The organism is uncultured Bacillus sp., from assembly GCF_958411575.1.
GTDB lineage: Bacteria > Bacillota > Bacilli > Bacillales > Bacillaceae > Bacillus > Bacillus spizizenii.
Genome location: NZ_CATYRA010000006.1, coordinates 170,877 through 188,078, shown reverse-complemented (window position 1 = coordinate 188,078; position 17,202 = coordinate 170,877). Strand labels below are relative to the sequence as shown.

Sequence of the window (17,202 nt, the reverse complement as noted above, 5' to 3'; positions counted from 1 at the left end):
TGCTAATGTAGTAGATAAATAAAGTACGAACGTATCGTATCATAATCGATGTACTTTAGTCAACTAAAGATTTCAGAAGAAAAAATCCCCGCTGCATTCCGCAGCAGGGATTTAACATTATTCGCTTTTATCTTCTTCCCATGTAAATCGTTCCGCAAGTGTAGCAAGTGTTCTGGCCATTACGCCGGTAGCCCCGGACGGCCCGAAGCAGGTTGCTTTATTGGAAGTAGCTGTACCCGCAATATCAAGATGAACCCAAGGCGTTGTTTCAGCAAATTCACCAAGAAACGTTCCTGCCATAATCGCATGTCCTTCACGTCCCGGCGAATTGCTAAGATCCGCCATTTGGCTGCTTTTCACGCGCTTTTTATCCTTCTCTGTTATCGGCAACTGCCAGATCGCCTCGCCGCACTCTTGTGCAGCATCAGCTACCTGCTGATAAAAGCTTTGATCATTTGTCATAGCGCCAGTCGTTTCTGTTCCTAATGCCACAACGACGCCGCCGGTAAGCGTAGCCACATCAACAAGAACTGACGCGCCATGCTGTTTCGCGTATGTAATGCCATCTGCTAGCACAAGCCTTCCTTCAGCATCCGTATTGAGGATTTCAATTGTTTTTCCGCTTAATGATACGATGACATCATCAGGCTTCATCGCCCCGCCGGAGATCATATTATCGGTTGACGGAATAACAGCCAGCACGTTTTGCTCGGGACGAAGCTCTCCGATGGTTTCCATAGCACCGAGAACCGCAGCAGCTCCTCCCATATCAGATTTCATGCCGACAATTCCAGATTTCGTTTTAATGGAATAGCCGCCTGTGTCAAAGGTAATCCCTTTTCCGACAAGTCCTACGACATCTTCCCAATCATTTTTGCCCTGGTACTTCAAAACAATCATTTTTGGGGGTTCGATCGAGCCTTGGTTTACCGCAAGTATTCCGCCCATACCGAGCTCTTCCATCTCTGATTTCTCCAATATCTCACACTCAAAATCATATTTCGCCGCAAGCTCTTCTGCATAAGAAGCGAGGTCAGTCGCTGTCAGCATGTTTCCCGGCATATTTACAAGCGTTCTAGCCGAATTTGCCCCTTGCCCGTAGGCCTGGCCGACACGAAGTCCCGCCTGCACTTCTTGTGTATCTTCCTCTGTGACGGCATACACAGCTTCAATTTGTTTGTCAGGCTCATTTGATTTGTGCTTATAATCCTGCACCTCATAGGACGCAAGCAGGCAGCTCTCAGCTAAAGCTTGAGCGGCATCGGCTGGAGGTACGTCTTCCGAAATAAACGTGTCAAGCAGGACTGCCGCTTCTTGTTTTCGGTCTTTGTGAATGGCTTGAAAAACATGGGCAAAACGTTCCTTCGCCTGTTCAAATGAATAATTCGCTTCTCTCCCCAGACCAACGAAATAAATCCGTTTCATACCCGCAGAAGATGGAGGGAATACTTTTGATACTTGATTCGGTTTCGAAGAGACATCACCATCTTTTAAAAGCTGTGTCAGGTGGCCTTCCAGCATTTCATCAATTTCCAATGCTTTGCCTGTCAACTGGCTTTTTTGAAAAAGCCCGACTATAAGGGTTTCTGTATGCTCTAATTGCTGAACCGCATAAAACATGAGGCTTACACTCCTAACGTAATGGGTATTTGTAATGAACAATGGTATAATAGGAAAAACATTCTTTCCATTACACTTATTTTATCAAACAACAGTCTAAGACTTGCTTTTTTCTTTTGAAACACGAAGGATTTTTTAAATAGAAAGGATGTCGCCGATGGAACTTTTAACGAATTTTCCTTTATTATCAAGCCTGGCCGCGATTATTTTTGCTCAGGTCATCAAAGTGCCCATACAGTTTATCGTGTCCAGAAAACTGGACTGGTCGCTGGTCACAAGCACAGGCGGCATGCCGAGCTCTCACTCCGCGGCGGTCACCGCACTTTCTACAGGCGTAGCTTTGGATCATGGATTAGGCTCCTCTCTCTTTGCGGTTTCCGCCATTTTCGCCGTCATTACCATGTTTGACGCTACTGGTGTCAGACGTCACGCAGGTGAGCAGGCAACAGTCCTCAATAAGCTTGTCATTGATTTTAACCGCCTCGTAAATGAAGCAAAGGACTTCCCAAAAGCCGAAGATAAAGAAAAGCAAAAAAAGCTGAAAGAGCTTCTCGGACATCAGCCAATCGAGGTTTTTTTCGGAGGCTTAACAGGTGTTTTACTGACATTGATACTCGCTTACTTTTTCATGTAAAAAACGCTCCAGCAGTGGCTGGAGCGTTTTATTCTTTCACAGTTTTATATTGATTTCTGAACACCTGCAAAGATTTTGTTTCATTGAGCTTCTCAAGTTCATCCTCGGTGACCTTTCCCGTTCCCTTTTTAATCACATATACATCAAGGGTTTTTTTGCCCCATTCATTGTACACATCTTTGACGGTTTCAAAGTACAGATCAAGGCGGTTTCCCTTAATAGCTGATCCTGTATCGGCCACAACTCCGAGACCGTAGTTCGGAATGAATAAAATCGTGCCGATCGGAAAAACGGACGGATCAGCGGCAACCGTGGAGTATAAATCCCGTTTCACTTTCACACCTGAATATGTAAGCCCGTATAATGGATCACCGGGATTTTTGCCCGTCGACTCAGCTCCTGCTGTGTAGCCTGTTGCTGTTACTCTTTGGACCGGATACTCATCCCAGTCAAATGCTTCTTCTAATGGTTTTGTTTTATCCTTGTCCGCTGACATGGTTTGTGTTTTTTTCTGCTGCATTGCTTTTAATGTCAGTCCTGCATGCTTCAAGTGCTTTTCTTGATGCTCCTGCACCCATCTTGACAAGTCCTTCGCTTCGATTCCTGACACTGATAAAAATGTCGTGCCAAATGCAAGCAGAAATAAACAGGTCATTAGCAAACGTCTGATCATATTCAACATCATTCACCTCTCCTCCGAATCATTGTTCCCAATTGGAGAGAGCAATATTCAAAATGGCGAATGAACAGAGAGCACAAAAAAAGCTTTCTTTAGAAGAAAGCGGCATTTAAAACATTTGATATCCTCTTTTTCTGAGCATGTTGATCGCTATACCGGACACGATGGCGCCAGCCAAACCGCTGGCTAAAATCAGCACATCGGCAGCCGCTAATGATACGACACGATGAAACAGGCCGGCAAAGGATTCTCCCGGCGCCTGAATATAGCTGATCAGCTTTTCTTTGCTAATAATGAAAAGGCATACAATCGGATAAATCACAGCCATAATCCAAGACATTCTCAGCAGCATGTTTAATAAGAAACCGATTCCAAAAAACAAGACAAAAAACAAAACAATTGAGATGATTACGACTGGCAGACTAATCAACCTATCCCACCCCCTGCGATGTTTTTAGTGTAACGCGGGGGCTGAAATAAAGTCAACGGCTGGAAAAAGAATGATTGTCTTTTCCTGTCCCCTGGCAAGACGGACAAGTTTCTGAACCACCGAGGATCAATTGAAAATACCCTTTCCCTGAGCAAAATGGGCATGCATGTGAAGCGGTTGTCGTTGCAGTTTTCATCAGATCATCACCCTTTTTCTTAATTTTCTGATAATATATCATATCAAGCTGTCAACAATAAAGTCAGATCATGTGACAAATCTTTTGATGTAAGCGGAAACATACTCGTTTTCCTCGCGTTATCTTTTTATTTTAGCGTTTTTTAATAAAGAAAACCCGCTTTCGCGGGTTTTTAGAAAAACTTGAACTTACCTTTTTTCAGCGTCAGTCCGAGTCCGCCGATCAAAAACAGCGAGCGGTTATCGATGACTTTTTTCATAAACGAAGCCGGTGTGCCTTTCAGCTTTCTGCCATAAACGACCCCTACCGCGTTATGCTCGCCAAGAGAAGCCACTGTTCCTTTAATGTCCGGCTTGAATTGCTCAAGCTCTCCTCCTTTAATGAGCCTGCCAAGGTTCTTAGCAACCGTTATTCCCTGCTGCATCGCAATTTGCGCAGTCGGCGGATACGGGCGCTCCGTATCTTCATTCATAAATAGCGAGCTGTCGCCGAGAATGAAGACATTGTCATGTCCGGGTGCGCGAAGGTCAGGATTGACTTTGACCCGGCCGCGCATATTTTCAAAACCGGCTTCCTCCACAATCGGATGGCCTCGGACACCTGCCGCCCATACAACGGTTTGCGATTTGATTTGCTCAGGTTCTTCATCTTTTTTCCCGACTCTGACTCCTTCCGGTGTACATTCTTGTACAGCCGTGCCGATCTTGAACTCAACTCCATTTTCCTCAAGATAATGTACGGCGTAATCAACAAGCTCAGGATCAAAGCCAGGCAAAACGGTCGGCGCTGCTTCTACACAAATTATGCGGACGAGACTCCTATCAACGTCATACTCCTTGCAGAGCTCAGGCACGCGGGCTGCCAGCTCGCCAAGAAATTCAATTCCCGTAAACCCGGCTCCGCCTACAACGATCGTTAACCTGTCCGGCCGTTTTTCCGCTTCCGTATGATAAGTCGCAAACTGTAGCTCAATATGTTCCCGCAGCAGACGCGACGTGTTGATGTTGGCGATCGGAAACGCATATTCTTTCAAACCTTTAATACCGAACGTTTCGGGCACCGCGCCGAGTCCGATGACTAAATAATCGTACTGCAGCTCTCCATTCGCAAGCACAACTTTTTTCTCATCAATTTTGATTGCCTTTACGGTATCCTGTACAAAATTGACCCGCGACTGGTTGATTACATCTTTTATCTGATAACGGCAGCGGTCATGATGGAGCGTACCCGCGCTCGCTTCATGCATCCATGTCGTTTCATAATGATAATTGTGTTTATTCACAAGCGTAATATCAGCATCATTCGGTCCGACAAACTTTGTCAGCCTAGTTACCGTCATCAATCCGCCATATCCAGCACCTAAAATCACGATCTTGGGCTTATTCAATGCCATCACATCCACCTTCTCTTTTTTTGCTTTTGTTAGACGCATAATAAAATCATCATTTGTGTTAGCTTCAGCTTATTGGCGGGATTTTATGAAATATATTGAAAAGTTTTTTATGAAGTCCTCACGCATAGCACTACTATCATATTTATCCGGCTGGCCTAGGAAACATTCAGAAAAAGATCAAATCATTTGGTTATCATCGTATCGGCCTGAGGAAATATTTTCAAGAATGGATGCGCACGCGATACACTTACGATTTTTTCTGCTGACTCGTCAATTTAAACGGCAATATGGTATAATTAATAACAATTTTCATTTAGGAGGCAATTTTCGTATGCGAGAGGATACAAAGGTTTATGATATTACAATTATAGGCGGGGGACCGGTCGGCTTATTCACCGCTTTTTACGGAGGCATGAGACAGGCAAGCGTCAAAATTATCGAAAGCCTGCCTCAGCTCGGCGGACAACTTAGCGCCCTATACCCTGAGAAATATATATACGATGTAGCGGGCTTCCCGAAAATCCGCGCACAAGAGCTAATCAATAACCTAAAAGAGCAAATGGCGAAATTCGACCAAACCATTTGTCTGGAGCAAGCGGTTGAATCTGTTGAAAAACAAGCAGACGGCGTGTTTAAGCTTGTGACAAATGAAGAAACTCACTATTCTAAAACAGTCATCATCACTGCAGGAAACGGCGCATTCAAACCGAGAAAGCTGGAACTTGAAAATGCCGAACAGTATGAAGGCAAAAACCTTCACTACTTCGTTGACGATTTGCAAAAATTCGCCGGCAGACGCGTTGCGATCCTTGGCGGAGGAGATTCAGCGGTTGACTGGGCGCTAATGCTTGAACCGATCGCAAAAGAAGTATCCATCATTCACCGCCGCGATAAGTTCCGCGCGCACGAGCACAGTGTGGAAAACCTTCATGCATCGAAGGTTAATGTCCTAACACCATTCGTCCCTGCGGAGCTGATCGGGGAAGATAAAATTGAACAGCTTGTGCTTGAAGAAGTAAAAGGCGATCGCAAAGAGATTTTAGAAATCGATGACTTAATCGTCAACTACGGTTTCGTTTCATCTCTTGGCCCGATTAAAAACTGGGGTCTGGACATCGAGAAAAATTCTATTGTCGTCAAATCAACAATGGAAACAAATATCGAAGGCTTCTTTGCTGCAGGTGACATTTGCACATACGAAGGAAAAGTCAACCTGATCGCAAGCGGCTTCGGGGAAGCTCCGACAGCAGTGAACAACGCCAAGGCTTACATGGATCCGAAAGCCCGCGTACAGCCTCTTCACTCAACAAGTCTTTTTGAAAATAAGTAATAAAAAAAGGAGTTTGTGTCAGCGACACAGCTCCTTTTTTTATTTGAAGATATTTATATAGTTCATCGCAGTTCCAATAACTAGCGCAATCACAAGGGCTGCGACGATCCAGATCATTGTCATGATAATGCGGTCTTGGATCTTTTGGGACTTCGGTGTTTTTCCTTCGTTTTGAGTCATTTGATTCGCTCCTTTCATATGTCCATCTCATAAAGAAAGCCTGGTGCTGAACGACCAAGCTTTGCTGAACGTATATCATTCGCGTTTTAATCCGCTCTCTAAGACTTTTCGTTAAGACTATGATACCCAAACTCACGGAGCATGACAAGCTTCGACACTTGAACATACATGCCAGCAAATAAAAACGTTTGACATCCTAAATAAAACAGAGTACATTATAGAAGACGAACATTTTATATATTATCGTTTAAAACATTCGTTTTTAGGAGTGAAAACCATGGAAAACGTATTTGATTACGAAGATATTCAGCTAATTCCTGCAAAATGCATTGTAAACAGCCGTTCAGAATGTGATACATCCGTACGTTTAGGCGAACGTACATTTAAATTGCCCGTCGTTCCTGCCAATATGCAGACGATTATAGATGAAAAGCTAGCCATTCAATTAGCCGAAAATGGCTACTTTTATGTGATGCACCGATTTGAACCTGAAACACGAATTGATTTTATTAAAGATATGAACGCACGCGGATTATTCTCTTCTATCAGCGTGGGCGTCAAAGATGAGGAGTACGAATTTGTCCGCCAGCTGGCAGAAGAAAATCTGACTCCTGAATATGTGACAATTGACATTGCTCACGGGCACTCTAATGCCGTCATTGAAATGATCCAGCACCTCAAAAAACATTTGCCGGACAGCTTTGTCATTGCCGGCAATGTCGGAACGCCGGAAGCAGTCAGAGAACTAGAAAATGCGGGAGCGGATGCCACTAAGGTCGGCATCGGACCGGGAAAAGTATGTATTACGAAAATCAAAACCGGCTTCGGCACAGGGGGCTGGCAATTAGCGGCGCTACGCTGGTGTGCCAAAGCAGCCAGCAAACCGATTATCGCGGATGGCGGAATCCGCACACATGGCGACATCGCAAAATCAATCAGATTCGGCGCAACGATGGTCATGATCGGTTCACTATTCGCCGGGCACGAAGAATCACCAGGCCAAACGATCGAAAAAGATGGAAAGCTCTACAAAGAGTACTTCGGCTCAGCCTCTGAATTCCAAAAAGGCGAAAAGAAAAATGTAGAAGGCAAAAAAATGCACGTGGCGCATAAAGGCTCAATCAAGGATACGCTGATTGAAATGGAGCAGGATCTACAGTCTGCTATTTCTTATGCAGGCGGGAACAAACTCGAAGCTATTCGAAATGTCGATTACGTTATCGTGAAAAACTCTATTTTTAATGGTGACAAGTTTTAAACAAAAAAACCAAAGTGGACTTCTCAAAAAAAGATAAAAAAATGACATTCATAAACTGAATGTCATTTTTTTGCTAAACTTTCAAATAGAGAGCAACACTCGATAAAAGATTAATCAGAAAAACAAATAAAAAAAAGTAACGAATGAGTTTATTATGTATTGGAGCAAATATAAATAGATATAATCCAGCTACTCCAAATGTAAGAACAGGAAATAACCACTCAAAGGATAAAGAAATGATATAACCGATAATCATAACAATCGGCACACCGATCAATGATAACTTGCTTCTCATATGATTTCTGCCCCTTTTACTTAAATATTGGTGTGATATAAGCTTCTACAATTGCAGCGGCGATTAGTAAACACATAATAACCAGTATCAAAATTCCGATATGCGTAAAGGTAGAGGTCATTACCTTTTTTTCCTTAGAAAAGCATAGCCTAATGACCAATTCAATCCCCTTAAAACCAATGGCGCCACTTAATAATAACGCAGGAACTTCAAATATACCATGAGGAATTAGCAGTAAAATAATCTGATATAAAGGGACCCCATTATGCAGATTTTCTATAATTGAGCCGCTTAAAATAAATCCATTGGTGAATAAATAAAAGATCGAGGTTAAGCCAAAAGTAAAAAAACCTGCCGCTAAAAACAGACAAGCCATTGCATTATTCTTTAACAATTCAACTGCGCCTGACGAACCATTATAGGGGGCTGTTGAAAAAAACTGATCAGAAAATATTGCAACGATAACACCGCCTAAAAAAAACAGCAATGATGCGGTTAACGGAATGAACGACATCTTGATTGACGATGAGATTCGATTCATCATGTATAAATACTCTCAGCCAGTTCTTCAATTTCTTCTAATGAATATTTTGATGATTGATACTCAGCCGCAAAAGTCCCTTCATGAATAATACCAATCGTATCACACAAAGAATGGGCCAGTTCCAGCAAGTGAGTCGATAACAAAACCGTATTTCCTTTTTTGACGTACTCCCTTAACAACATGCGTATCGTCTTGCCGCTGATTAAATCAATGCCTGTCAGGGGTTCGTCAAGAATTAAGATTTTAGGCTGATGAATGAGTGCGGCTGCTATTGATAATTTTTGTTTCATTCCATGTGAATATGTTTTAATAAGCTGATTTCCATCTTGAGCAAGCTTCAGCTTCTCTAACATTTTGTCAATGTAATCATTTGCCTGCTGAGACGGAACTTGAAACATTTCGGCAGTAAAACGCAAGTATTCGACTCCCGTTAAATAATCATATAAAAAGGCATGATCAGGTACAAAACCAATATCAGCTGACAGTTGTCCTCCCTGCTCTGAATCCAATTCCTTACCATCAATCATGACGCACCCTGAAGTCGGATTAAGTAAGCCAGAAATAATTTTTAAAGTCGTTGTTTTCCCGACCCCATTTGTCCCCAGCAAAGCATAGATTGACCCTTTTTTTACTTCAAAAGAAATATCTCTTAACACCGGTTTTTCACTATAGTTTTTTTGTATATTTTCTAATCTAATCATTGTTCGCAAACCTTTCCGCCATATTGATTCTTCGAAGAAAAAGAAACATGACTCCATAGTTTAATAGAGTAAACAGGATAAAAATACTTGAAGAAGAATGAATGATTAGTGTTTCAAGTTCTGGTTTTTTATAAATAAAATACGACGTGATTGCTGCGATTTGAAGTGACACAATGAAAATCAAAGCACTGTATAAGTTGTTATAGGTCTTTGCCTTCCCCGCTTCTCCAATTTCGTATAAATGTTCCCAGTTTTTCTTGGGATACAGGGCAGTGCTTGAAATTTGGACAAGGCTGTATAAAAAACCTGAACATAAAAATACAATAAACAAGTATATCGCAAGCGCAGCAGAAGACGGAAAAAACACTGTTATCAAAATGGAAATTATAAATGAATATATAAAAGCTGCAAGATTATAAATACATACTTTCGGAAGTACCAATTGCCAAGCATTTTTGATATTCCAATGAAACAAGTGCTGATTTTTTATTTCTCCATCAATTGACAATACAGTTTTTAGTGCATCTCCAACAAGCTGATAAGAAAAGTTAGCAATAATGACCGAAGCTGTTACAATTGCCGCTGTCGAATAGCCAGTAAAATGATGAGAGAGGAGCGGAATACAAAAACCGAGAAATAACATGAACAGATAAAGCATGCTACCAAAGTTTCTAATAAAAAACCCGTCAATTCTCGATAGGAATAATAGATCCTTTTGGAAAACAGCATGAAATATTTTATTTTCACTATGCAATTTCAGCTTTGGTGCATAATCAGCTTTTGTTAAATGCATATAAGGTATAAGATCCATTTTCTTCAGGGTAGCGGCCCACAACTTAAACAGCCCCACCGCCAAAAGGACTGCACCAGCAAACACCCCAGCGAAGACCAAAACAGAGTGGGAACGCATTGCTAAAAATACATACGGCGTGTTCATTAATATGTTTCTAAAAGCAGGTGATTCCATAAACCCTGAAATATCCTTTATTGTATAGTCCCCAAATACGAAAAGATAAACAGCATATCCAACTGCAAGTGGAACCAACAAACTGAGGCTAAATAAAATCCCCTTCATGATCTTCAAGTAAAACAACTTACTCCAAATATTTGTAAGAACATAACCAATATACGAAAACAGCATTGATAAAAATAAACTAAAGAAAAAATAAACTAGGCCTAAGAGAAATACGATAGCTGTTTTAGATTTAGACAACCCAACAGTGCTTAAAAATAAAAAAACAGGAAAAACAAAAAGATACCATATGATAATGGTTTTTTTGAGTGCCTGACTGACAAAAACAGAAAACAGTTGTAAAAAACGAACCTTTTTTAATTGATGAATGACTTTACGTGTATCCAGAAGAAATGCATGATGATTTTCTTTAAAGAAACCGGATGCCCAAAATAATTGCTCCAGTGAAACTGCTATTAAAACAAATTGACCCCAGGCGCTGACAGGCAGATTAATCAGTTTCGTTCCGAATACAACACCGCATCCTATTAAAATGAAATAAAAACATAATAAAGAAATAATAATAGTAGACAGTAGCTTATTGCTTAGTTGGGGAATTCCCCAATCTTCCTTTCTTTTCCGAAACGATGACAGAGTATTATACTTGATAAGAGCTGCAATTTGTTTTCCTATCATACTTTCAATCCTTACATATGTATTTGGGAGAGAGGCTCTTTTTGCAGCTTGTACAAAAAGAGCAATTATTTATTGATTGATTTTACCAAGCGGCTGCATATTTTTTGCCGTATTTCTTAATCATTGATTTTGCTGTTGCAACAATTGCATAAGAAATAGCACCTGCACCTGTAACAATACCAATTAGAGAAATGATAGACGCAACTGTTGATGCTGCATCAATGATATCAATTGCTTTTTTAGCCGCTGCTGTAGAGATTCCAAGAGTCGATGCTAATTCAGCGTTAGCTGAGAATGCATGAGCCGCCGCCACATTTAATTCTGTACCAGTTAATAAAAGTGCATAAACCAATGTTGCTGCAGCAAGAGCAGCGCCAAATAAAACGAAAGATTTTTTATTAGATTTTACTAAGTTCATCATAACATCTCCTATTCTTCTTTTTCATATATAATAAAATTTAGCTAAATTACTCTCTCCCGAGCTAAATTTTATCCACCATAAAGTAATTAAAGAAAATATTAAAGAGCTTTATTAAAACAAAACAACCCGTCAAAATTATTCTTTTGCTTTTGTCGAGTTCAGTAAGTTTCCCTGCAGCAACATATAGAGCTGCAATTGATATAAGCAAAAATGGGTCCAGCAGCTGTAAACTTAATTCAGTACCGCTGGCAGAATATATAAGTGAGGAATCGGCAGTCAAATAGTTAACAACTGAAAGAATTAACATTTTAAATGCCGAAATTAAAGAAGTTAATGTATATAGAAGCAAATACGTTTTTTTTGGTTTCTTTGAACCAAGAATAAAAGCAACAATAAATAATATAAATCCGCCAATTAGAATCTCTATGAAAGTTGTAAAGATCATAAAGCCTTGGAGAAACATGACAATTGTACGCACACTTTTCTCCCCGATATCGTAGGCATTTTCTCCGACAGAAGAGTAATATATGTGTAAAACCTTATCTGAAATACTAAATTGGAAGAGTAATGAACAGATCAAAATTATGAAAAAAGAACTTAAAATTATTTTTTTATTACTCAATTGACCTATCATAATATCATCCTTTTCTTACAAAATAAATTATCTATTCTATACTTTTACAATTTAGTATATTTCTAAGAAAAAATCAACACTTTTTTATACAAAAAGTGACTTTAAAACTATTACCAAATAGAATATCCTTTCGAAACCTCAGTTCTAAAGGCCTTTTCTTTTTATTTATATTTACAAATAGGATTACTTGGACAAACATAAAAAATGCGAACGATATCATTAAACAGTCTTTTATTAACAAAAGATTAGTTTGAGTGTATTAAAGAAAAGAAGAATGAATTGAAGGGGTGAGAAGCACAGTAGTGACAAAATAAAAAAAGGATATAGTTTATATATCCTCCGGATGAAATATAGTCGGCTCCCGATAGTTCTCCTGTTTTTCCATTTAACTTTACATTTTTTTCGCTATATCTTCTTTATTTAAGCCCGCTTTCTCGGCTTAAAAATGCTCTTTTCTCGACATTGCAAACTGTTTAAAAAATGTGCGGCTTTCGTTCATCTGAACAAAGTCCTGTTCAGCATCACTCATTCTAAGTCACTTGATTTTAATGATGTTTCCTCTCGGCATATGTATCCCCTTACTTTTTGCGAAAATAATAAAAGCTATCTTAAAATAGTCTAGCACTCTTCGGCGTACCGTCGTTTTGGCAGTAGAAGAAGAGCCGCAGACGATCAGTTTACGGTTGATGAAAACACGCTATATCAATGTTTATATAATTTTCACGATTTATTCTTTTAAATTGTCAATGTCGAGTACCCCTACCAACGAGATAATACATAAACTTTACCTGAATGATAAGCGTTGTTATCCCCATACTGTTTAACGCCTCCGTTTACTTTAAGTACAATCTTTCAAAATCTGAAGAAAAGCTGCCAATATGACAGCTCCTTTTCTGTTATTTAATTCTTTCTTCTGAGGATTTAATGAGAGTGGGCATATATTTACTTTTTAAATCTCTTTTCCATCAATTCTTCTATTTGTTTTGAATTTGTATTTTACTTTATTTTGTAATAGATCATTAATGTTCAAATAATCCATTTCATTTCGTTTTTGGCCTAATTTATATGGCTGCCTAAATTTTTTCCACCTTAATATTAAAACCAACTATACCTTTCAGTTCACTTTCTAAGATATGCGGAGAAAGTTTATCCCATAAAACAGGATTTTCACGATGTTTTTTGTATTTTTCCACCATTATTGTTAATTCTTTTAAATTCATCCTTCTCTAAAAATGGAGAACATTTGAAACCTGTGAAGATGTGCTTGTGATGTTTCGGAGTTCTTCTTGGTATTCCCTCGAAATGTTCCGCGTGGAATTATCAGGATACGCACATGTTGGAAAGTAATTTCTTGTACAAAAATACAAATTTCATTAGCAGTTTTGACCTTATAATATTTTGGAATAATACAACATCGTCCACCCCTGAAAAAGTTAGATGAGTGTTTTAGCCATGATTAAATCCGTTTGTTCTTCATCACCCATATAAAAAGAGTGGGCTCCAATTTGAACAAACCCCATTTTCTTATAAAAAGCAATGGCATTTTCATTTTTTTCCCATACGCCCAGCCAGACTTTCTTTTTATTACGTTCCAAGGCAATTTCCATAGCTTTGTTTAATAGATGTTTGCCAAGCCCATGTTTTTGAAATTTGTTCTTTATATAAATCCTCTCAATTTCAAGTGATTCTTTACCCATTTCTTCAGACTGAGCATCATCGGTGTTGACCTTTAAATATCCAGCGACTTCATGATGAAAATAAACAAAAAAGAACTGTGAAGACGTATTGGATAATTCCTTTTCCAACTGTTTAGCGTTAAATGCACTTTCCAGATAGGCTTTCATATTTTCAGGTGAATTCTGATCTTTAAATGTATCGTTGAATGTTTCAATACTAAGTTCTTGGAGTATTTTTAAATCTTCACTGCTGCACTTTTGTATATTTATCGTCATTTAAAAATGTCGCTCCTTTATATCATCAATAATTTTTCGTGTTTTCTAAATTTCCAGTCCTTATCTATACTTCTTTCTATTTATAAATGGAAATACGTTTTTCCTTTCTCTGTTGGAAAAAATATTTAGTTCGATCTACTTTTATCATATCGGCTAACTTTTCTTGAAGATTCCTGGGTTTGTACGCATTCGGACAAGGTACGAATATTGCCCTTGCTGCTACTCCAATTTCATGAAGAATCTTCCTCATCATCAACTCCTCAAATGTATTTTTTATTGCAAATGCAATAAAAATACCGTACGTTAAATATAACCCAACTTTATTGCATTTACAATATAAATGAAGATGAAGGAGGTCGCGTAAAGTGAATTTTGTCTTTTGAAGCAATCTAAATTTTCCGCCGTTTCTTTATTTAAGCCATAATAAAAACGCCTCCCTTAACGATGGTCTATCGCTAAGAAAAGCGTCATGAATAATCTTACGGTTAATCGCGGAACCTTCCAAAACCGTTGAGATGATCGATTCATTCTCGAATATCTGGTTTTACCGCTTAGCACTCTTCAGGCGTACCTGTATTCGTCGCTGTTCTAAAAGAAGAACCGCAGCCGCATGAAGCGATGGCGTTTGGATTGTCGATGGTGAAGCCGCCGCCAAGCATGGATTGCTTATAATCAATCACGGTGCCGTTCATGATGTCAAGGCTTTCTTTATCAACAAGAACAGTGATGCCGTGCTGATCAAACATGCTGTCTGATTCGCCCTTTTCATGCTCAAAGCCCATGCCATAAGAAAGGCCGCTACAGCCGCCGCCTTTGACGCCGACACGCAGAAACGCGTTTTCTTCTTCATGCTCTTTCATCATATCTTTTATATGCAAAGCTGCTGCTTCTGTAATTGTTACCGGGTTGCTCATCTTTGTGAACCTCCTTTTAAAAACCGGATGTTGTCTTTTATTATAAACATGATTGGTCCAATTCTCAAACAAGGTGTTTTACAAGAAATAGACACCCTCACAAACGATCTCAGCCGGCCCTGTCATCATCACATGGCCGTTACCTTTCCAGTTAATCACCAAATCTCCGCCTGCTAAATGCACCGTGATGTCCTGATTTCGTTCTGATACGCCGTTTAACACAGATGCGACGGCTGCTGCACAAGCTCCTGTCCCGCATGCCTGAGTAATGCCTGATCCCCGTTCCCAGACGCGGAAATGCAATTCATGCTCATTCACGGTTTCGACGAATTCCACATTGACGCCTTCCGGAAATCTCGGATCTTTCTCAATTACCGGCCCCAGTGTCGTCAAGGGTGCCTGTTCAATGTCAGCGATCGGAAAAACGATATGGGGATTTCCCATTGAAACGGCAGTGCCTGTTAGTTCAGCTTCACCAAATGTCATGGTTTCACTGATCGTGTACTCTTCTCCGCCGCCAAGCATCGGAAGCTCGGCTTTTGTCAGGCGCGGTTCACCCATATCGACAGCGACCACATTCACCTTTCCGTTTTCAACTTGAACCTCCGCTTTCACTAGCCCGGAGAGGGTTTCAATCAGAAAAGATGTTTCCTCAACCAGCTTATGCTCATACGCGTATTTTGCGACGCAGCGCAGGCCGTTGCCGCAGTTTTTCCCTTCAGACCCGTCATTATTAAAAATCCGCATTTTGACAGGCGCTTGATCTGAAGGGCATATCAGGATCATTCCGTCGGAACCGATCCCTGTATAAACAGAAGAAACCTGAACCGCAATCTCAGACAGTTTTTCTTCCGGAAGCTGTTCTTCAAATTGATTCACATAGATATAGCTGTTTCCCAAGCCGTGCATTTTGGTAAATCGAAATGAGTTCATAGGTGCCTCCAACTTTTTTTCTTTTTCTTAGTATAAAAGCTATTATAAACGGACACAATACAATTATCCCCCGTTTTTCATACATAAAAGCTCCTTGCACTTTCGCAAGGAGCTTTTATTGTTTATATAAACATGCCGGCAATGGCTGCGCTGAGCAGATTGGCTAATGTTCCTGCAAGAACAGCCTTCAAGCCGAGGCGTGCGATATCCGAACGGCGGCTAGGTGCTAAACCGCCAAGCGTACCGAGCATAATTGCAATTGATGAAAAATTGGCGAATCCACATAACGCGAAACTGATAATGGTAGCGGTTTTCTTAGAAAATTCGCCGATGTGCGGACCGAAGTTAGAATAAGCAACAAACTCATTCAGCACCAATTTCTGGCCGATATAGCTTCCCGCCTGCAATGCTTCATGCCATGGCACGCCAATCAAAAAGGCGATTGGAGAAAACACATAGCCGAGAATGGATTCTAATGTGACGCCTTTTAAACCGAACAAGCCGAAAGCTCCGCCGAGAATACCGTTTACTACGGCGATTAATGCAACGAACGCAAGCAGCATCGCTCCAACGTTTAAGGCAATTTGCAGACCTGTTGACGCTCCCTTTGCAGCTGCGTCAATGACATTGGCTGCGCCTTCGCCTTCATCCATTTTAAAATCGTTTTTTACGGTTTGCGGCTTTTCCGTTTCGGGAATAATCAATTTACCAAAGACAAGACCCGCCGGAGCAGCCATAAAGCTGGCCGCAAGCAGATATTCAATCGGAATGCCGAGAAGCGCGTACCCAAACAAGGTTGAACCCGCAACAGCCGATAGACCGCTCGTCATAATCGTGAATAATTCAGAGCGCGTCAGCCCGGCTATCAGGGGTTTGATCACTAACGGAGATTCTGATTGTCCTACAAAAATATTAGCAGCAGCCGCAAGAGATTCCGTTTGGCTTGTCCCAAGGAGCTTTGACAATCCGCCGCCAATGACACGGAAAATGAGCTGCATAATTTTCAAATGATATAAAACTGCAATCAGTGCTGAGAAGAAAATGATAACGGGCAGTACACTTAATGCAAATGCCGGACTGTCGCCTACTTTCAGAAGCGGTCCAAAAATAAAGCTGATGCCTTCATTCGCATAATCAATCAGAAGCTGTACACGGCTTGAAAACCATAAAAAAACAGCGCGTCCCGCTTCCCATTTCAACACGATGTATCCAAACGCCACCTGTGTGCATAAACCAACGATGACGGTTCTTATCTTAATATTGCTTTTCTTTTCTGAAAATAAAAACGCGATAGCAATGATCGCAACTGCGCCGAGCAGTCCCCACAGAACACTCATGAATACACCTACACCTCTTAAAATTTTATTTAAAAAAATATCTTTTATACGATAACAATAATATTTTTTGATGTCTACACATTTTTTAGTTCTTTTGGACGAC

At 40.3% G+C, this 17,202-nt stretch carries 19 protein-coding genes and 2 pseudogenes; 4 read left to right on the top strand and 17 right to left on the bottom strand.

The annotated features are described in order from the left end of the window. Positions 1–117 precede the first annotated feature (117 nt). Positions 118–1,620 (bottom strand): leucyl aminopeptidase, encoded by a 1,503-nt coding sequence (locus tag Q5C82_RS12010; RefSeq protein ID WP_003220629.1) that lies wholly within the window; start codon positions 1,618–1,620, stop codon positions 118–120. A gap of 157 nt (positions 1,621–1,777) precedes the next feature. Here Q5C82_RS12010 and Q5C82_RS12005 point away from each other — a divergent pair, with 157 nt between their 5' ends. Then, positions 1,778–2,254 (top strand): divergent PAP2 family protein, encoded by a 477-nt coding sequence (locus Q5C82_RS12005; protein WP_003220628.1) that lies wholly within the window; start codon positions 1,778–1,780, stop codon positions 2,252–2,254. Between the two features lie 28 nt (positions 2,255–2,282). Here Q5C82_RS12005 and spsC read toward each other — a convergent pair whose 3' ends face one another. The 4 genes from spsC to Q5C82_RS11985 form a co-directional block, all read right to left on the bottom strand. After that, positions 2,283–2,939: a stationary phase survival protein SpsC gene (gene spsC, locus Q5C82_RS12000; protein WP_079996447.1), complete on the bottom strand. Its 657-nt coding sequence runs from the start codon at positions 2,937–2,939 to the stop codon at positions 2,283–2,285. A 103-nt stretch (positions 2,940–3,042) separates the two neighbouring features. After that, entirely contained in the window at positions 3,043–3,363 is a 321-nt protein-coding gene (locus Q5C82_RS11995) for a YuiB family protein (protein WP_003220624.1), read from the bottom strand. Positions 3,364–3,415: 52 nt separating this feature from the next. Further along, positions 3,416–3,559 (bottom strand): YuiA family protein, encoded by a 144-nt coding sequence (locus Q5C82_RS11990; protein ID WP_003220621.1) that lies wholly within the window; start codon positions 3,557–3,559, stop codon positions 3,416–3,418. Positions 3,560–3,731: 172 nt separating this feature from the next. Further along, entirely contained in the window at positions 3,732–4,952 is a 1,221-nt protein-coding gene (locus tag Q5C82_RS11985) for an NAD(P)/FAD-dependent oxidoreductase (RefSeq protein WP_032727395.1), read from the bottom strand. Between the two features lie 331 nt (positions 4,953–5,283). Here Q5C82_RS11985 and yumC point away from each other — a divergent pair, with 331 nt between their 5' ends. After that, a complete protein-coding gene (yumC, locus tag Q5C82_RS11980) occupies positions 5,284–6,282 on the top strand; it encodes a ferredoxin--NADP reductase 2 (RefSeq protein WP_003220618.1) in 999 nt (332 codons plus the stop codon). Positions 6,283–6,321: 39 nt separating this feature from the next. Here yumC and Q5C82_RS11975 read toward each other — a convergent pair whose 3' ends face one another. Further along, a complete protein-coding gene (locus Q5C82_RS11975; RefSeq protein WP_003220614.1) occupies positions 6,322–6,462 on the bottom strand; it encodes a hypothetical protein in 141 nt (46 codons plus the stop codon). Between the two features lie 277 nt (positions 6,463–6,739). Here Q5C82_RS11975 and guaC point away from each other — a divergent pair, with 277 nt between their 5' ends. After that, positions 6,740–7,720 (top strand): GMP reductase, encoded by a 981-nt coding sequence (gene guaC, locus Q5C82_RS11970; protein WP_013308043.1) that lies wholly within the window; start codon positions 6,740–6,742, stop codon positions 7,718–7,720. A 73-nt stretch (positions 7,721–7,793) separates the two neighbouring features. On the opposite strand, the gene Q5C82_RS11965 is transcribed toward guaC, so the two are convergent. The 7 genes and pseudogenes from Q5C82_RS11965 to Q5C82_RS11935 all read right to left on the bottom strand — a co-directional run. Next, complete coding sequence (locus tag Q5C82_RS11965) at positions 7,794–8,015, bottom strand: DUF5970 family protein (RefSeq protein ID WP_003222937.1); 222 nt, start codon at positions 8,013–8,015, stop codon at positions 7,794–7,796. Between the two features lie 16 nt (positions 8,016–8,031). After that, a complete protein-coding gene (locus Q5C82_RS11960) occupies positions 8,032–8,559 on the bottom strand; it encodes a stage II sporulation protein M (RefSeq protein ID WP_003222935.1) in 528 nt (175 codons plus the stop codon). Beyond that, entirely contained in the window at positions 8,556–9,260 is a 705-nt protein-coding gene (locus Q5C82_RS11955) for an ABC transporter ATP-binding protein (RefSeq protein WP_003222932.1), read from the bottom strand. Before Q5C82_RS11955 ends, Q5C82_RS11960 begins: the two co-directional genes overlap by 4 nt. Further along, the gene (locus Q5C82_RS11950) at positions 9,253–10,908 is read right to left on the bottom strand and encodes a hypothetical protein (RefSeq protein ID WP_003222930.1); all 1,656 of its coding nucleotides are present in this window, start codon (positions 10,906–10,908) and stop codon (positions 9,253–9,255) included. Before Q5C82_RS11950 ends, Q5C82_RS11955 begins: the two co-directional genes overlap by 8 nt. Before the next feature lie 82 nt (positions 10,909–10,990). Beyond that, positions 10,991–11,326, bottom strand: coding sequence for an uberolysin/carnocyclin family circular bacteriocin (locus tag Q5C82_RS11945; protein ID WP_003222927.1), 336 nt, complete (start codon positions 11,324–11,326; stop codon positions 10,991–10,993). Positions 11,327–11,390: 64 nt separating this feature from the next. Beyond that, complete coding sequence (locus tag Q5C82_RS11940; protein ID WP_003222925.1) at positions 11,391–11,963, bottom strand: hypothetical protein; 573 nt, start codon at positions 11,961–11,963, stop codon at positions 11,391–11,393. 942 nt (positions 11,964–12,905) lie between these two features. Then, positions 12,906–13,174: pseudogene (locus Q5C82_RS11935) on the bottom strand (FMN-binding negative transcriptional regulator); the annotation flags it as partial. A gap of 19 nt (positions 13,175–13,193) precedes the next feature. Between Q5C82_RS11935 and Q5C82_RS11930 the strand changes: the two are divergent. Beyond that, a pseudogene (locus Q5C82_RS11930) lies at positions 13,194–13,299 on the top strand (FMN-binding negative transcriptional regulator); the annotation flags it as partial. A 97-nt stretch (positions 13,300–13,396) separates the two neighbouring features. Here Q5C82_RS11930 and Q5C82_RS11925 read toward each other — a convergent pair. The 4 genes from Q5C82_RS11925 to Q5C82_RS11910 form a co-directional block, all read right to left on the bottom strand. Next, complete coding sequence (locus Q5C82_RS11925; protein ID WP_003222921.1) at positions 13,397–13,915, bottom strand: GNAT family N-acetyltransferase; 519 nt, start codon at positions 13,913–13,915, stop codon at positions 13,397–13,399. A 551-nt stretch (positions 13,916–14,466) separates the two neighbouring features. Next, the gene (locus tag Q5C82_RS11920; protein WP_003222918.1) at positions 14,467–14,829 is read right to left on the bottom strand and encodes an iron-sulfur cluster assembly accessory protein; all 363 of its coding nucleotides are present in this window, start codon (positions 14,827–14,829) and stop codon (positions 14,467–14,469) included. Between the two features lie 78 nt (positions 14,830–14,907). Further along, positions 14,908–15,762, bottom strand: a complete 855-nt coding sequence (gene dapF / locus Q5C82_RS11915) for a diaminopimelate epimerase (RefSeq protein ID WP_003222916.1) — start codon at positions 15,760–15,762, stop codon at positions 14,908–14,910. A 122-nt stretch (positions 15,763–15,884) separates the two neighbouring features. Continuing rightward, positions 15,885–17,099, bottom strand: coding sequence for a NupC/NupG family nucleoside CNT transporter (locus Q5C82_RS11910; protein WP_003222915.1), 1,215 nt, complete (start codon positions 17,097–17,099; stop codon positions 15,885–15,887). Between the last annotated feature and the right edge of the window lie 103 nt (positions 17,100–17,202).